Consider the following 15,514-nt stretch of genomic DNA (forward strand, 5'->3'; position numbering starts at 1 on the left):
ACTGTCCGAATGATTCCGCTGCTAATCGCAGCAGCTTATGGACCTGGCGCCATAGGTGCGGATGCGAAACTGGAGGAAGTGATAGTCACCGCCCAGAAGCGAGCGGAAAAACTTCAGGACGTGCCCATCTCCATTACCGCCATCAGCGGCGCCCAGCTGGAGAATCGGGGCATCGAAGGCGGCGCCGCCCTCACCGGTCTGGCCCCCAATCTCCAGGTCAACAAATCTCCCGGCAACAGCATGATTTCCCAGATTTCCATCCGCGGCAGCGTGGTGGGCCAGCCGGCCATCTACATGGAACCGGCGGTGGGCATGTACGTGGACGGGGTCTATATCGCCAAGTCCCAGGGCAGCCTGTTCGAAATGCTCGATCTGGAGCGAGTCGAGGTCCTGCGCGGGCCCCAGGGCACTCTCTTCGGCCGCAACACCATGGCCGGCGCCATCAGCTTCGTCACCCGCAAGCCTTCCGGCCAGTGGAGCGGTGCCGCATCCCTCGATATCGGCAACTTTGGCCGCCATGTGGAACGGGTTTCCCTCGACCTGCCAAAGATGGGTATCACCAGCATCAACCTGGGCTTCCGCAATGAGTATGCCAAGGGCTGGATGAAGAACGACACCGGCAAGGCCGAAGGCAGTACCGATCGCCAGGCCTGGCGCCTGGCTGCGAATTTCGACATCAGCCGCGACCTGAAAGTGGATTACAAGTACGACCACACCGAAGCGGATGAAGGCCAATATCCCACCACGATGTATTCCCTTCGGGGCAGCGGCAGCCCCGGCCTGCCCGGCGTTACCACCCTGTTGGCCTACGGTCAGCGCTTCGCCAGTTTCCCGGTCCCGGCCCTGGCCGCCATGGGTAACCGCATCATCGGCTACGCCAACACCATGGCCGGCTATATCCCCGGAAACGAGCGGCCCAGTTCAGTATCCACCGATCCGAACAGCAGCAACTACCAGCGGCTCCAGGTGGATGGTCATGCCCTCACTGCTGCCTATGAGCTGAACGCGACCAACACCCTCAAGTACATCGGGTCTTTCCGCAAGATGTATCTGGCCGATCGCCTCGATCTGGACGGTACACCAGCCAATCTGATCATGACCGGCCGGGAGACCAACGTTCGCTCCTTCTCCCACGAGTTCCAGTGGATCGGCAACACCGACCGCCTCAACTACGTGGCCGGCTTCTACCTGTTCAAGGAAGATGGCAACACCATCGGCGGTCAGCACATCGACATCACCCCGCCCCCGGCCAACAACAAGTTCGTCGCCTACCGCACCACCTCCGATGCCAAGGCCCTCTACGGCCAGCTCGACTACCGGGCCACCGATGCCCTGACCCTGAGCGCCGGTCTGCGCCGCACCACCGAGGAAAAGACCAACGACGCCAACCAGTGGGCGACCGTGGGCTATCGTGGTCCCTTCCTGTCCTCGATCCTGCCGGTGGCCCCTGGCGCAACTGCGATCCAGCCCTGGGTCCATGCCGCCGCATCCTTCAGCGCCACCACGCCCTCCTTCTCCGCCGCCTACAAGATCAACGAGGGTCTGAATGTCTATGCCCGCATGGCCAAGGGATTCAAGAGCGGCGGTTTCTCCGGCGAGGTGCCCGACCTGACGGGGGTCACAACTCCCTTCAATCCGGAGAAGTCCACCACCTTCGAAGTCGGGGTGAAATCCTCCTTCGCCGATGGCAAAGCCCAGGTTAACGCGTCCCTGTTCCAGAACAAGATCACCGACATGCACACCACCCGGCTGCTGCCAGGCACCACCAGTTCCGTGGTCTCCAATGCCGGCAAGGCGACGATGGAAGGACTGGAACTGGAAGGCGTATTCCTACCCGCCGATGGTTGGAAGATCCAGGGCAGCTATGGCTACCTGAAGGCCAAGACCGAGGAGTTCATGGACTACCCCTACAACGCCACCACAGCGGCCCTGGCGGGAGTGAGCGCCACGACCCTGATCAATACGGCCGGCAACCGGGTGATGCCCTACGCGCCCAAGCACACCTTCAACATGAGTGTGGATGGGCGTCTGACCAAGACTGCCTGGGGCACCCTGCGGGGCATCGTGGACTACACCTACACGGCCGCCTTCTACGCCTATTCCAGCAACATTTCCTATACTGTTGCCAATGCGGGACAGAGTGGCACTTTGGCAGATATCAACAAGATGCCGGCCCTGGGACTGGTCAACGCCAGGCTGATGTTGACCAATATCCCCCTGGGCGGGCCGGGTCAGGCTGATGCGTCGATCTGGGTCAAGAATCTGACTGATGAGAAGAAGATCGTCAATCTCATCGACTTCAGCTTCTTCCAGAATGCCGCCTGGACGCCGCCCCGCACCTACGGCGTGTCCTTGAGCTACAAGTGGTAATGAATGGCGACTAGGCGCTAGTTGCCATCCCCCTTGCGGAGCCGGAATCCGGCTCCGCTTTTTTGCTTCGCGATTTTCAGTTACGAGTATCCATCATGACATTCATCCACTCCGCCCTGCCCGTGGGCTGCCGGCGACTGATGACGGCCCTGGGCCTGCTGACCGCATCGATGGCGACGACCCTCGCCAGTCCGATCCTGCCGCCCCCCGGACTCGCCAGTCCGGCCACGGGTCCGATCGAGACCCAGAGCCAGGCCGCCTTAGCCCGTGAGTCCCATGCCGGCCAGACGCCGGCTGCTAAAAAGGCGCCCAACGTGGTGGTGGTCCTGCTGGACGACGTAGGCTTCGGCGCCGCCGGCACCTTCGGCGGACCGATCCCGACCCCGACCCTGGACCGCTTGTCCAGGGCCGGACTGCGCTACAACAGCTTCCATACCACCGCCATCTGCTCGCCCACCCGGGCGGCCCTGTTGACGGGACGCAACCCCCATACCGTCGGCATGGGCAACGTGATGAACTCCGCCGCCCCCTATCCGGGCCGCAACGGCATCATGCCCCGAAGCGCCGCCACCATTGCCGAGGTCCTGCGCCAGAACGGCTACAGCACCTCGGCCTGGGGCAAATGGCATCTGACACCCCATGACGAGGAATCCCCCGCCGGGCCCTTCGATCGCTGGCCCACAGGCATGGGCTTCGAGAAGTTCTATGGTTTCCTCGATGGGGAAACGGACCAGTTCGAGCCCACCCTCTACGATGGCACCACCCAGGTGGTGCGCCCCAAGGGAGAGCCGTACCATCTGACGGAGGACATGACCCAGCGGACCATCGCCTGGATGCAGCAGCAGAAGACCCTGGCACCGGAGAAGCCCTTCTTCGCCTATTTCGCCCCCGGCGCCACCCATGCGCCGCTGCAGGCGCCGAAGGAATGGATCGAGCGCTTCCGCGGCCGCTTCGACCAGGGCTGGGACAGGATGCGGGAAGAGAGCTTCGCCCGGCAAAAGCAGCTGGGCGTCATCCCGGCCGCCACCCGCCTGACCCCGCGTCCTCCTCAGTTGCCCGCCTGGGATAGCCTGTCTCCCGAACAAAAGCGTGTCGCCTCAAGACTGATGGAAGTCTATGCCGGCTTCCTGGCCCATACCGACGACCAGATCGGACACCTGCTATCCGCCCTGGAAGCCATGGGCGAATTCGACAACACCCTGTTCTTCTACATCGTCGGGGACAACGGCGCCAGCGGCGAGGGCGGCATCTACGGCTCCCTGAATGTGATGGGCAATCTCCAGGGCATTGCCCTGAACGCCGAACAGGCCCTGGCCCAGTACGAGCAGTTCGGTGGTGCCAAGACCTATCCCCACTATCCGGCGGGCTGGGCCTGGGCCATGAACACGCCCTTCCAGTGGACCAAGCAGGTGGCTTCCCACCTGGGCGGCATCCGCAATCCCCTGGTGGTCAGCTGGCCCCGCCGCATCCAGGACAAGGGGGGCCTGCGCAGCCAGTTCTCCTATGTCGCCGACATCACCCCGACCATCCTGGAGGCGGCCGGCATCGACGCGCCGGCCATGGTCAATGGCGTGGCCCAGCAGCCCATGAATGGCACCAGCCTGGTCTACAGCTTCGACGACGCCAAGGCACCAACCCGCCATCGGACCCAGTACTTCGAGATCTACGGCAACCGCAACATCTACCAGCAGGGCTGGATGGCTTCTGCCTTCCACGGCCGCACCCCCTGGGAGCTGATCGGCGCCAAGGGACGCCCCCTCGATCAGGACAACTGGGAGCTCTACCACCTTGACGAGGATTTCAGCCAGTCCCGGGATCTGGCCAAGGAACATCCCGGCAAACTTAGGGAATTGCAGGACCTGTTCCTGGTGGAGGCGGCCCGCAACCAGGTGCTCCCCATCATCAACGACGCCACCCCGAGTGGAGGGGTGCGCTATGGCGGACGCAAGCATTTCGTCTTCCCGGGAGGCGCCGCCGGCATTTCCGAAAATGCGGCGCCCCGCATCGTTGGCCGCTCCCACCACATCAGCGCCGACCTGGAAATGCCCAAGACCGGAGGCCAGGGCGTGGTGACCGCCCTGGGGGGCACCAGCGGCGGCTGGTCCCTCTACGTCAATCCCCAGGGGCAACCGGTCTATACCTACAATCTGTTCAACGTCGATACGCTGACCCTCACCGGCAAGGATCCCCTGCCCCCCGGCCCCGTGAAACTGGGTCTGGACTTCGCCTACGACGGCGGCGGCTGGGGCAAGGGCGCCCAGGTGAAACTGCTGGTCAATGGCAAAGCCGTTGGTGAGGGCAGGCTGAAGCGGACCGCACCAGCCTTCTTCTCCATCGACGAGAACCTGGACATCGGTACCGACACCTCGTCCCCCGTCGGCGACTACCCCCCCAACTACGCCTTCACCGGGCGCATCAACAAAGTGACTCTGGATTTGCAATGATGAAATCTCTCTCGACCAAACGCGCGATTCTGACCGGCCTGGCCGCCTTGACCAGTTGGGGAAGCCTGGCCTGGGCCGGTGAATCCCTGCCCCAACCCGATCCGGCCTTCAAGGGCATCATCGGTGCCAACCGCAAGGCCTCGACTCCCGACTGGCCCCGGCATCCCCAGGCGCCGAAAGGGGCGCCCAACGTGGTGCTGGTGCTGCTGGACGACGTGGGCTTCGCAGCTCCCTCCACCTTTGGCGGCGGCGTCGCCACACCCGGGCTGGACAAGCTGGCACAGCAGGGCCTGACCTACAATCAGTTCCATGTGATCGGCATCTGCTCGCCGACCCGGGCCGCCCTGCTCTCCGGCCGCAATCACCACCAGGTGGGCTTCGGCACCGTCACCGACAACCCGGCCGGCTACCCGGGCTACAACATGAACTGGCCGCGCAGTGCCGCCTCAGTGGCCGAAGTGCTGCGGCAGAACGGCTACACCACCGCGGCCTTCGGCAAGTGGCACAACACCCCGGCCTGGGAAGTCAGCGCCGCCGGCCCCTTCGACCGCTGGCCCACAGGCCTGGGCTTCGACTACTTCTATGGCTTCATGGCGGCCCAGGCCAGCCAATGGACGCCACAGCTCTACCGCAATACCAGCCCGGTGGAGCCGAACCGCAAACCACCCGCGTACCACTTCACCACCGACATGGTGGATGACGCCATCCATTGGGTACGGCAGCAGCGGGCCGAGATGCCCGATCGGCCCTATTTCGCCTATCTGGCGACCGGAGCCACCCACGCCCCTCACCATGCCCCCAAGGAATGGATCGAGAAATACCGCGGCAAGTTCGACCAGGGTTGGGACAAGTACCGGGAGGAAGCCTTCGCTCGGCAGAAGAAACACGGCGTGATTCCCGCCAACGCCCGCCTCGCCCCTCGTCCATCCAGCGTTCCCGCCTGGGACAGCCTGCCGGCGGCGCAGCGCAAGTTGCTGGCGCGGCAGATGGAAGTCTTTGCCGGCTACCTGGCTCACACTGATTACGAAATCGGCCGCTTCCTGGATGAAGTGCGCCGCCAGCCCGGCGGGGACAACACCCTGGTGCTCTACGTGACGGGGGATAACGGTCCCAGCCCCGAGGGAGGTATCGAGGGAACACGCTTCCACACAGCCCGGGTCTTTGGCATGAGCGACACGCCGGAAGCCATGATGGCCGCCATCGACGAACTGGGTGGTGAGCATAGCGACGGCAACTACCCCACCGGCTGGGCCCTGGCCACCGCCACCCCCTTCCCGGGTGCCAAGCAGATGACCTCCACCCTGGGGGGCATCCGCAACGCCCTGGTGGTGTCCTGGCCCGAGCGCATCAAGAGCGGCTTCGGCGTACGCAACCAGTTCCACCACGTCGTGGATATCGTGCCCACCATCTACGAGGCGGCCGGTATCGCCGCGCCAGACCGGGTGAATGGCGTGGAGCAGATGCCCATCGAAGGCAAGAGCATGGTCTATTCCTTCAGCGACAAGAAGGCACCCAGTCCGCGCACCGTGCAGTATTTCGAGGTCATGGGCAACCGGGGCATCTACCAGGATGGCTGGTTTGCCGGCGCCACCCACTACGAGACCTGGAACATCTTTGAATCCCTGAAGCAGGGCAAGACCCTGAAGGACGACAAGTGGACCCTCCACAATCTGACCGAGGACTTCAGCGGCGTAGTGGACCTGGCGGACAAATACCCCGAGAAGCTGGCCCAGTTGCAGGCTACTTTCGAAGCCGAGGCCAGGCGCAACCAAGTGCTGCCCATGTCCGACTCTCCCCTGGACAGCTTTTTCTCCGGCGGGATGCCTGATCCGACCGCCGGGCGCAAGGAGTTTGTCTATGGAGGTGACACGGCACGGGTCACGCCGCCTTTCGCACCGCCTGTCCTGGGCAAGGCGCACCGCATCGAAGCCCGCATCCTGCGGACCACAGCCGGCAGCGAGGGGGTGGTCGTGGCCTTTGGCGGCACGGAAGGCGGCTACGTCCTGTACGTGCAAGACAACCACCTGGTCTATGAGCTGAACCTGTCCGGCCTGGCGCGGGAGAAAATGGTCTCCACCCTGCCCGTGCCCGTCGGCGTCAGCACCGTGGCCTTCGAGCTCCAGCCGGATGCCACCACCCCCACCAACCCCATGATGAAATACTACCCCCGGGCCGGTACCGGTCGGCTGTTCATCGACGGTCAGGCAACCGGCGAGTTGCGCTTCGCCCGCTTCGGTGGTTTCGGCCATCCCACCATCCATACCGAGACATTGGATGTATCCCGGGACCTGGGCAGTGCGGTGGGAGCAGGCTATCAGGCCCCCTTCGCCTTCTCCGGCACGGTGGAGCAGGTGCGCTTCACCCTGCCATAATTCCCAAGCGGCAAGCCGGTACGCGACCAGCGTGCCGGCCAACCTATCTTCTGGGGCCTGACAGCCTGAGTGCCGAGGAGTACAAATGAGTTTTCCAAACGTCAAGTCGTTCATCGCTCTCGGGGCCGCCCTTGGCCTGGGCCTTGCGTGGGGTGCCGACGATAGTGCATCCAAGAGCAAACCTTGCGACGAGGCCTGCCTGACCACGGCTTTGCGGGATTACGCCCAGGCGCTGTCCGATGGCGTGGAATCCATCGTCCGCTTCAAGGCCTACCAGGGAGATCTCGATCAGGCCGCGGGTGCCGCCCATCTCGCCCGTCAGTTGCTTAAGAACGTGGAGGACAAGATCCTCCAGGAACCCGACTTCCCGTTTTTCCGCGTCCTGGATCACCGCATCCGCGACGGCGGCGACAGCGGCGACCAGCGCTACCTGATGGCCGAGATCCGCGGTGGCGAGACCTATCGGCTCTGGGGCAGCCGAGGTCGGCATCGGCGCCTGGACTTCCAGATCTACGCCGGCGAGCCCTGGTCACCCAAGGGCGGGCGGGTCACGGCCACCGTCGCCTCGGATGATCTGCAAGTGGCCGCCGATGGCAGCTTCGAGATACTGGCCAGTGCGGAAAAACCCAGCGGATACACCGGCAACTGGCTGCACAACCCGAAGGATGGCAGCACGGTCATCGTGCGCCAGATCTTCAGCGACTGGAACCGGGAACTGCCCGGCGAGGTGCATATCGACCGGGTGGGCATGGAGGGCGCCCTGAAACCGCCCCTGGACCGGGCCGAGATGGCCCGGCGGCTGAGCGAAGCGGCTGCGGCCCTGCGGACCAATGCCACGGTATGGCCGTCCTTCGTCGACCGACTGTATTTCGAGGGTAAGCCGCTGAACTATATTTCCCCGCCCCGGGACCCCTCCCGCCAGGGAGGCCTCAGCGGACGCTGGATGGCCACCGGCAACTATGTCCTGAAGAAGGATGAGGCCCTGGTGCTGAAACTCTGGCCCAGCACACCAGCCAACTACATCAGCGTGCAGCTGATCGACGTCTGGATGCAGAGCCTGGAATATGCCAATCGGCAGAGCATGCTCAACCTGGACCAGGCCTACCGATCGGCCGATGGCGCCTACTATTTCGTCATCAGCCGTGAGGATCCCGGCATCCGGAACTGGCTCGACACCGTAGGCACCGAACGAGGAGAAATCCTGATCCGTTATGACGGCATGCAGGGCCGGCAGATTGCACCCGAGGAATATCCGACACTTCAGAAAGTGCCTTTCGCCGAACTCTCCAAACTTCTGCCGGCCGGCACGCCCAATATCTCCGCCGAAGAACGCGCAAAAGCGCTTGCCGAACGGCGCCGCCACCTACAGCGCCGCCTCGGTGTGTAAAACCTGACCAACGCCCCCAGACACATCAAGGATGTCACCCATGGTTCTCACCCTGCTTCGCCGCCGCCTGTTGCAAGGACTGGCCTGCTGCCTTGGCTTTGCCGCCCTGGGGTCCGTAAGGGCGGAGGACCGGCCGCCCATAGCCCCTGCCCTCGGCGCTACGGAAATCCAGCAGCGCACCAAGGAAGCTTTCTTCTGGGGCATGCAACAAGTGGGCTTCTACGAACTGCGCCATGTGTTCACCATGATGGAAGGAAACCCCGCCTATCGGGGCATCAATCGGGTCTTTGGCAATACGCGGCTGCTCTCGGCCAAGGCGCGCTTCGCCACCACACCGAATGCCTCCACCCTCTATTCGGGCGGCCTGTTCGACCTGAGAAACGAGAGCATCGTGGTGGAAACGCCGCAGATGCCGGAAGGACGCTACTGGAGCATCCAGGCGGCTGACCACTATGCCCACTGGTTCTTTTTCGTCGGCAGCCCCTTCACCGGCAACGCCCCCCAGCGCTACCTGATCGTCGGCCCCGACTGGAAGGGTCGCTTTCCACCGGGATTCAAGGGGCCCCAGATCATTCGGGCCACCTCCAACGCAGTGACCATCACCCTGCGCCTCGGCGTGCTCGACGCCCGCAGCAGCAGCGAAATGGCCGAGGCCGGCCGCCTGGTGAAGTCAGTAAATATCCTGCCGTTGAGCCTGTGGGCGAAAAACGGCGGCAAGCCCGTGCCCCTTGAGCAACAGCCCATGGTACGGGGCAACTACGCCAGCTTTCCGCGCATGAACCAGATCAGCGACCTGACCCGCACCATGACACCCCTGGACTACCTGCAACTGGTGAGCCTGGTCATCAACGACCCGTCCATGACCCAGCGCCGGGATTCCGCCAAGGAAATCGCCACCCTGAAACGTCTCGCCGACATCGGCCTCAGGGAAGGCTATCGCTTCGACCCGACTCGACTGACACCGAACCAGATCAAGGCTATCGAGGCCGGCTTCCTCGAGGCGCGCCGGGAAGCGCAACAATCCTTCGCCACCAACCTACTCGACATGAATGGCTGGCAACTCCAGACCAGCCTGTTCTACGACGACAACGACTACGCGCTGCGGGCTGGTGCTGCCGAGATCGCCTGGGGCAGTCCGGTGCCCTTCGAGTCCCACACCATCGCCTTCGGTCTGGTGGACGATCAGGGGCACAAGCTGGACGGCGCCCATCGCTACACCCTGAGCTTCGACATCAACGATCTGCCGCCGGTGACGGAATTCTGGGAAATACCCGTCTACGACGATTATGGCTACTTCGTGGACAATCCCATCGACCGCTACAGCGCCACCAGCTACCTCTACAAGGCTGGTGCCTATCACGTGGCGAACGGCCGCCTGACCTTCTATCTGCAAAGCGAGCGGCCCACTGACCCGGACCAGGCGAAGAACTGGCTACCGATTCCACAGTCGGGAGGATTCCGGCTGGCGCCCCGCTTCTACGGCCCCACCTCGCCGCTGATCGACGGCAGCTACCCGATGCCGCGCCTGATGCGGAACGACGGATAAAATACTGGCATTGCCACCAACAAAAACACAATGGCTGAAACCAAACCAAAAACCGTCAAAGGCGAAGCCCGAGAGCAGATCCTTGTCGCCGCCAAGAAACTCATCGTCCTGCACGGCGTGGACGGTGTTTCCACCCGAGCCATCAACCAGGCGGCAGGGGTGAGCGCCGGCATCCTTCATTACCACTTTGGGAATCTGGAGGGGGTGGTCGAGGCACTTCTCGAGCGGCACATGGTGCCCCTGATGAAAGCCCGGCTGAGCGCCATGCAGTCCCTTGAGCAACAGCCGGAGGTCACCGTCAGGGCGGTCATGGATGCGGTAATCATGCCCCTGGCCAAAAAATTGATCGACGAAGGGGACACGGGGGTGGGCTACGTCCGTTTCCTCGCCAGGCTCTATAGCGACCACAACCCCACCGTCACCAAGATTGCGGGTAAATACATGGGCCAGAACCCCGACATCACGTTTCGTCTGCTCCAGCGCGCGCTGCCGCACCTCGCCCCCCAGGTGATAAGACTGCGTACGCTTCCCTTCGCCCACGGACTGCTGAATACCCTTGCCGATCCGAATCTCTTTGCAACCGAAACCGGGGGCAGCCAGGCCCTGAGCAAAAAGGAAAAATGGAAACGGGTCGGAACCCTGATCGAATTCCTCTGTGGCGGGCTATCGGCGCCCAGCGATATCAAGTTCGAATGAAAGCTTGACCAGCGGGAATACGGACACTCAGTATCGGGCCGTTCATCGCTAATGCTTGCCGTGGCCGGCTGTGGCCGTGGCCTCCCAGATCGGGATCACCGGAATTTTCCCCAGCATCTGTTCCGGCGTGACGCCCCCGACCTCATGCATGGGACCAGGGAAGCCCATCAGCTTCCAGCCGACGTAATCCCGGTTGCCGCCATACTTGGGATCGGCGATGAACCCCAGCAGCGCATGAAAGCGGATCGTGGCGAAAAAATCCTGGGGGCGGGCCAGGGTCAGGGTCCAGCCGGACAGGGTGCCCTGCTCCATTTCTGTGAGAATCTTTTGCCGTTGGGTGGACTCCAGCTCGGCAAAGACCCGGCCATGGGCCTTGCGACACAAGCCATCGATATCGGCCAAGGCAGCCCGGTAGAGGGGGAGTGCCTGAGCATCCTCGGCGGACAGGGCCTTGTCGATGAAATTCACGCTGCCGGCCTCGGTGGCGCCAGGGTCATGGTCCGTCGGAATGATTTCGGCACAGATCGCCTCGACGCAACGCCACTGGGCGGCATCGAGACTGACAGGCCCCCTGTCGCGGGCGGCGGCCAGGGCGGTCAGGGGACGGGGAATGTTCATCGCCACCAGGCAGACGCCCAGGGCCTTGATGAAGTCGCGGCGGGTAGCTTGTTCCATGGGCTTACCTCAGATTCAGGCGGCGCGCTTCGCGCACGAAGTGGTCGGCCACGCGGTAGGCGTTGGCGACGATGGTCAGGGTCGGGTTGTAGCCCCCGGAGGTGGGGAAGCAACTGCCATCCACTACCCACAGGTTATCCACGTCATGACTGCGGCACCAGCGGTCAAGGACGGACTTTTCCGGATCGTCGCCCATGCGGCAGGTGCCCATCAGGTGGCCGGTGCTGCCCTGGGTCATGTCCACCACCCAGCTCTTCTCGGCGCCAGCGGCCTGGGCGATTTCCAGCATCTTCTGCTCGTAATAGGCCTTCAGCTTCAGGTCATTGGGATGATAGGCATGGGTAATGCGCCAGACCGGTAAGCCGTGCTCGTCCCGGTGGGTTGGATCGAGATCCACTTGATTGCCATGAACTGGCAGATCCTCGCCGATGGCGATCAGCGCATGCACCTGCTGGAACTGGCGCAGGTAATCCTTCAGGGCACTCCCCCAGAGATTACCGGCGCTGCTGGCATAGACGACAGGTGTGGACGGATAGGCCTCGGTGACCACCGCGCCGCGCACAAAGCCACGGGCGGGATCGCTGGCGTGGAGGTCGTCGATCGCCTGTCCCGCCAGGGGGCCCAGCCAACCTCGGGTGACGGCCTCGTGGCGGTAATAGACAGCGGGCAGCAGGTGGTACATCAAATTGCGCCCTACCTGGCCGCTGCGGTTGGCCAGGCCATTGGCGAAGCGTCCGGAACGGGACATCAGGAGCAGGTGGGCGGAGCCCAGGCTGCCGCCGGCGAGAATGAACTGCCGCGCCCTGACCTCCTGCTGCTGCCCCTTGGCGTCCAGATAGCGGGCGGCCTTGATGCGCCCGGCATCATCGAGGACCAGTTCATGGACCAGGGATTCCGGCCGCAGGTCCAGCCGGCCCGTGGCCTGGGCGCGGGGCAGGCCCACCGACAGGGGGGAGGCCTTGGCATGGACCGGACAACCGAACATCACGCACATGCCGCTGTTGGTGCAGGCAGCCCGGTTCTGATAGGGCCGACTGTTCACCGCCAGGGGAATCTGGAACGGCGTGTAACCCAGCTTCTTCACCCCCTGTTCGAAAACATGGCTGCCACTGCGGCGGGGATGGGGCGGATTGGGATAATTTTTCCCCGACTGCATGGCGTTATGCACCGCTCCGCCGGAGACTCCATAGGCGGCCTCCGCCTTGTCATACCAAGGCGCCATTTCTGCCGCATCCACGGGCCAGTCGGCCAGGTTGGCGCCAGCCACCGGGCCGTCATGGCTCAGGGCCTTGAAATCGTCAGGTCTGAGGCGCCAGGCCATGGCACCCCAATGCACATTGCTGCCACCGACGCATTGCCCAATCATGGAAAAGTGCCGCGGCTGGGCGGTCTCCCCTTCCGCCTGGCGCACAGTCTCCTTCAGCTTGGGGGCGAAGCCGGTGGCACGAATGATGTTGGTCAGTTCGTCGTGGCCCATAAATTCCGCCGGACCAAGACGGGGGCCCCGCTCCAGGGCCACCACCGACATGCCGGCATGGGTCAGTTCGTCGATCATTACCCCGCCGCCGGCACCCGTGCCGATTACGCAGACATCGAAAATTTTCTGGCGGCGGTTCGCCATCTCAAGCTCCTTTCAATTGGCGCAGTTCCTCGGTATCAAGCCGGATCGCACAGGCGTCGATACTTTCCCGCAATTGGACAACGGAACTGCAACCGATGATGGGCACCGTCGCCCAGGTCTGGGAAGTCAAATAGGCCAGCACGATGTCGTTCACCGAGGCGCCCCGGCGGGCGGCAATGGTCTTCAGCACGTCCACCTTGCGCAGATTGACGTCGCTGTAATAAAGCGCCGCCACATCCGGAGAAATGGCCTCCCTGGCCATGCCGGCTGCCAGCTTGCTGAAAATGCCGCGACTCTGTCCCGAGTAGGGGATCATTGTCATGCCAGCCTGATGCAACACCTGATAGCCGTCCTCGTAATAGCCTCCCGGCGCATAGCTCATCATCGCGGTGCGGTCCGGCTCGGCCAGGCCCCACATGGGCTGGCAGGCGACAAAGCCGACGTGGCCCAGGCTGGCGGCGTACTGCTGGGCCTCCAGGATACGATCCACACTCCAGTTGGAACAGCCGAAGTAGCGGATATGGCCGGCCTGCTGGTGGTCGATCAACGCATCGACGATTTCCCTCACCGGGCAGCTGGGGTCGTCCCGATGCAGCCAGTAGAGATCGATGAAGTCGACCCCCAGCAGCGCCAGGCTGCCCATCAGGTCGGACTCCAGCAGCGCCGGGGTCACCCGCAACGCGTAGTCGCCCTTGCGGTAATCGAACTCGCAGCCCTTGGTGGCCAGCACGTAATCGGCCCGGGGTTTGCCTTTCAGCAACTCGCCCAGGGTGCGTTCGCTGGCGGCGTTGGGAATGTCGGGAATCCAGTCGCCGTAGGAATGGGCGGTGTCAATGAAGTTGCCGCCGCCGGCGAAGAAGGTGTCCAGAATCTCACCCGCCTTGTCCAGGGGCTGGGCGGTGCCGAACATGTTGGTGCCCAGACAGAGCTGGCTGACGCTGAGGTCGGTATTGGCAAGAGAAAGTTTCTTCAGCATGGGAGATCCTTTTATCAGGAAAGCTTTTTGGCAATCCGCAAAGATATGGGGGAGCAGAATATCCGTTTTTCCAAGTACAGAAGCCCCTCCCCCGAGATGGGAAAGAAGGGCTTACGTAGGAAGGCTGCCCGAAAAGACAGGAGCGGGCTGGTATTTATCTGGTCCGCTGCCTGGCGATGAACTCGTCGAGCACCTGGTACAGGTACTGGCAGTCCTCGACGGTCATGGTCGGATGGCAGGGCAGCATCAGGCCGTTGCGCATCACCCGCTCCGCATTGGGACAACCCTCGGGATCGACGCGGTACTCCACACCCTTCATCATTGGCTGGCGCGCAGCATGACCGGAGAAAATCACCCGCGTGAAGATGCCCGCATCCTCCAGATGGATTTGCAGCTCCCGCCGGCTCCAGCCCAGTTCCGGCCGCAGCATCACCGGATAGCAGATCCAGGTGGTGAATACCTCGGGATGAACCCGGGCCTTGATGAACACGTCCGAATTCTTCTCCAGATACTGCGCGTGAAGATCGAAGCGCTCCTGGCGCAGACGGGTGAACATGTCCAGCTTGTTGAGCTGCTCGTGGCCAAAGGCCGCACCCGCCTCGTTGGGGATGAAACCGTAGGCGATTTCCTCGAAGATGAACATCCCGTCGTACTCGATGTCCCCCAGGTTTTCCAGGAAGCGGCCATCGCTGTCGCCCTTGCGGGTGCCGTGCATGAACTTCTCGGACGAGCGACCCCAGTTGCGCAGCATCAGGGCGCGATCCCAAAGCTTCTCGTCATTGACCGCCACCAGGCCGCCGTTGCCCAGGCAGGTGATGATGTGGAAGATCGAGAAGCTGGTGACGCTGATGTGAGCCCGCTCACCGGCAGGCCGGCCCCGGTAGGTGCCGCCCAGAGTGTCGCAACTGTCCTCGATCAGAATCAGATTGTGCTTGTCGGCGATGGCCCGCAGCCGGTCCCAGTCGGGCATGCCGCCCACCAGGTTGGGAATCAGCATGGCCCGGGTCTTGGGGGTAATGTTGCGCTCGATCTTGTCGATATCGATCTGGTAGGTATCCGGTTCCACATCCACCAGCACCGGCACCAAGCCGTTGAGCACGATGCCGGAGATGTCGGTGCCAAAGGTCAGGGTCGGGGTGATCACCTCCGACCCCTTGGGCAGGTCGCACAGGCGCAGGGCCAGCAATAGCGCACAACTGCCGGAGTTGACCATGATCCCGTACTTGTGACCCAGCAGCTTGGCGCACCGGGCCTCGAAGGTCTGGGTCTGCTCCCCCACCACCATGCTGGTCTTCATCACATTCACTACCGCGTCGATCTCCTTTTGATCGAGCATGGCGCCACCGTACAAAATTTGTCGCTTCGCGATTGTCATCCTGTTTCCCTTTCCTGGGTTGGTCCATTGGCCCGATCTACCACCGTGCCAT

The 15,514-nt window shown here is 63.1% G+C and carries 10 protein-coding genes; 6 read left to right on the forward strand and 4 right to left on the reverse strand.

All coding sequences use genetic code 11. The features are described from left to right. Nucleotides 1–78: 78 nt before the first annotated feature. The 6 genes from DENOEST_RS12000 to DENOEST_RS12025 all read left to right on the forward strand — a co-directional run bounded on the left by DENOEST_RS12000 (nt 79) and on the right by DENOEST_RS12025 (nt 10,815). Entirely contained in the window at nt 79–2,370 is a 2,292-nt protein-coding gene (locus DENOEST_RS12000; protein WP_183148245.1) for a TonB-dependent receptor, read from the forward strand. A 95-nt stretch (nt 2,371–2,465) separates the two neighbouring features. Beyond that, on the forward strand, nt 2,466–4,814 hold the full coding sequence (locus DENOEST_RS12005; protein ID WP_197970602.1) for an arylsulfatase: 2,349 nt from the start codon (nt 2,466–2,468) through the stop codon (nt 4,812–4,814). After that, nucleotides 4,811–7,186: an arylsulfatase gene (locus tag DENOEST_RS12010; protein WP_145771292.1), complete on the forward strand. Its 2,376-nt coding sequence runs from the start codon at nt 4,811–4,813 to the stop codon at nt 7,184–7,186. Before DENOEST_RS12005 ends, DENOEST_RS12010 begins: the two co-directional genes overlap by 4 nt. 85 nt (nt 7,187–7,271) lie before the next feature. Further along, complete coding sequence (locus tag DENOEST_RS12015) at nt 7,272–8,573, forward strand: DUF1214 domain-containing protein (protein ID WP_145771293.1); 1,302 nt, start codon at nt 7,272–7,274, stop codon at nt 8,571–8,573. Between the two features lie 40 nt (nt 8,574–8,613). Continuing rightward, a complete protein-coding gene (locus tag DENOEST_RS12020; RefSeq protein ID WP_197970603.1) occupies nt 8,614–10,119 on the forward strand; it encodes a DUF1254 domain-containing protein in 1,506 nt (501 codons plus the stop codon). 30 nt (nt 10,120–10,149) lie between these two features. Continuing rightward, nucleotides 10,150–10,815, forward strand: coding sequence for a TetR/AcrR family transcriptional regulator (locus DENOEST_RS12025; RefSeq protein ID WP_145771295.1), 666 nt, complete (start codon nt 10,150–10,152; stop codon nt 10,813–10,815). 48 nt (nt 10,816–10,863) lie between these two features. On the opposite strand, the gene DENOEST_RS12030 is transcribed toward DENOEST_RS12025, so the two are convergent. The 4 genes from DENOEST_RS12030 to DENOEST_RS12045 form a co-directional block, all read right to left on the reverse strand. Further along, the gene (locus DENOEST_RS12030; protein ID WP_145771296.1) at nt 10,864–11,490 is read right to left on the reverse strand and encodes a gluconate 2-dehydrogenase subunit 3 family protein; all 627 of its coding nucleotides are present in this window, start codon (nt 11,488–11,490) and stop codon (nt 10,864–10,866) included. 4 nt (nt 11,491–11,494) lie between these two features. Then, complete coding sequence (locus DENOEST_RS12035) at nt 11,495–13,111, reverse strand: GMC family oxidoreductase (RefSeq protein WP_145771297.1); 1,617 nt, start codon at nt 13,109–13,111, stop codon at nt 11,495–11,497. A gap of 1 nt (nt 13,112) precedes the next feature. Continuing rightward, entirely contained in the window at nt 13,113–14,087 is a 975-nt protein-coding gene (locus DENOEST_RS12040) for an aldo/keto reductase (RefSeq protein ID WP_145771298.1), read from the reverse strand. A 154-nt stretch (nt 14,088–14,241) separates the two neighbouring features. Beyond that, nucleotides 14,242–15,462: a DegT/DnrJ/EryC1/StrS family aminotransferase gene (locus DENOEST_RS12045; RefSeq protein WP_183148246.1), complete on the reverse strand. Its 1,221-nt coding sequence runs from the start codon at nt 15,460–15,462 to the stop codon at nt 14,242–14,244. Nucleotides 15,463–15,514 lie beyond the last annotated feature (52 nt).

The organism is Denitratisoma oestradiolicum (assembly GCF_902813185.1).
In the GTDB taxonomy this organism is placed as follows: Bacteria; Pseudomonadota; Gammaproteobacteria; order Burkholderiales; family Rhodocyclaceae; genus Denitratisoma; species Denitratisoma oestradiolicum.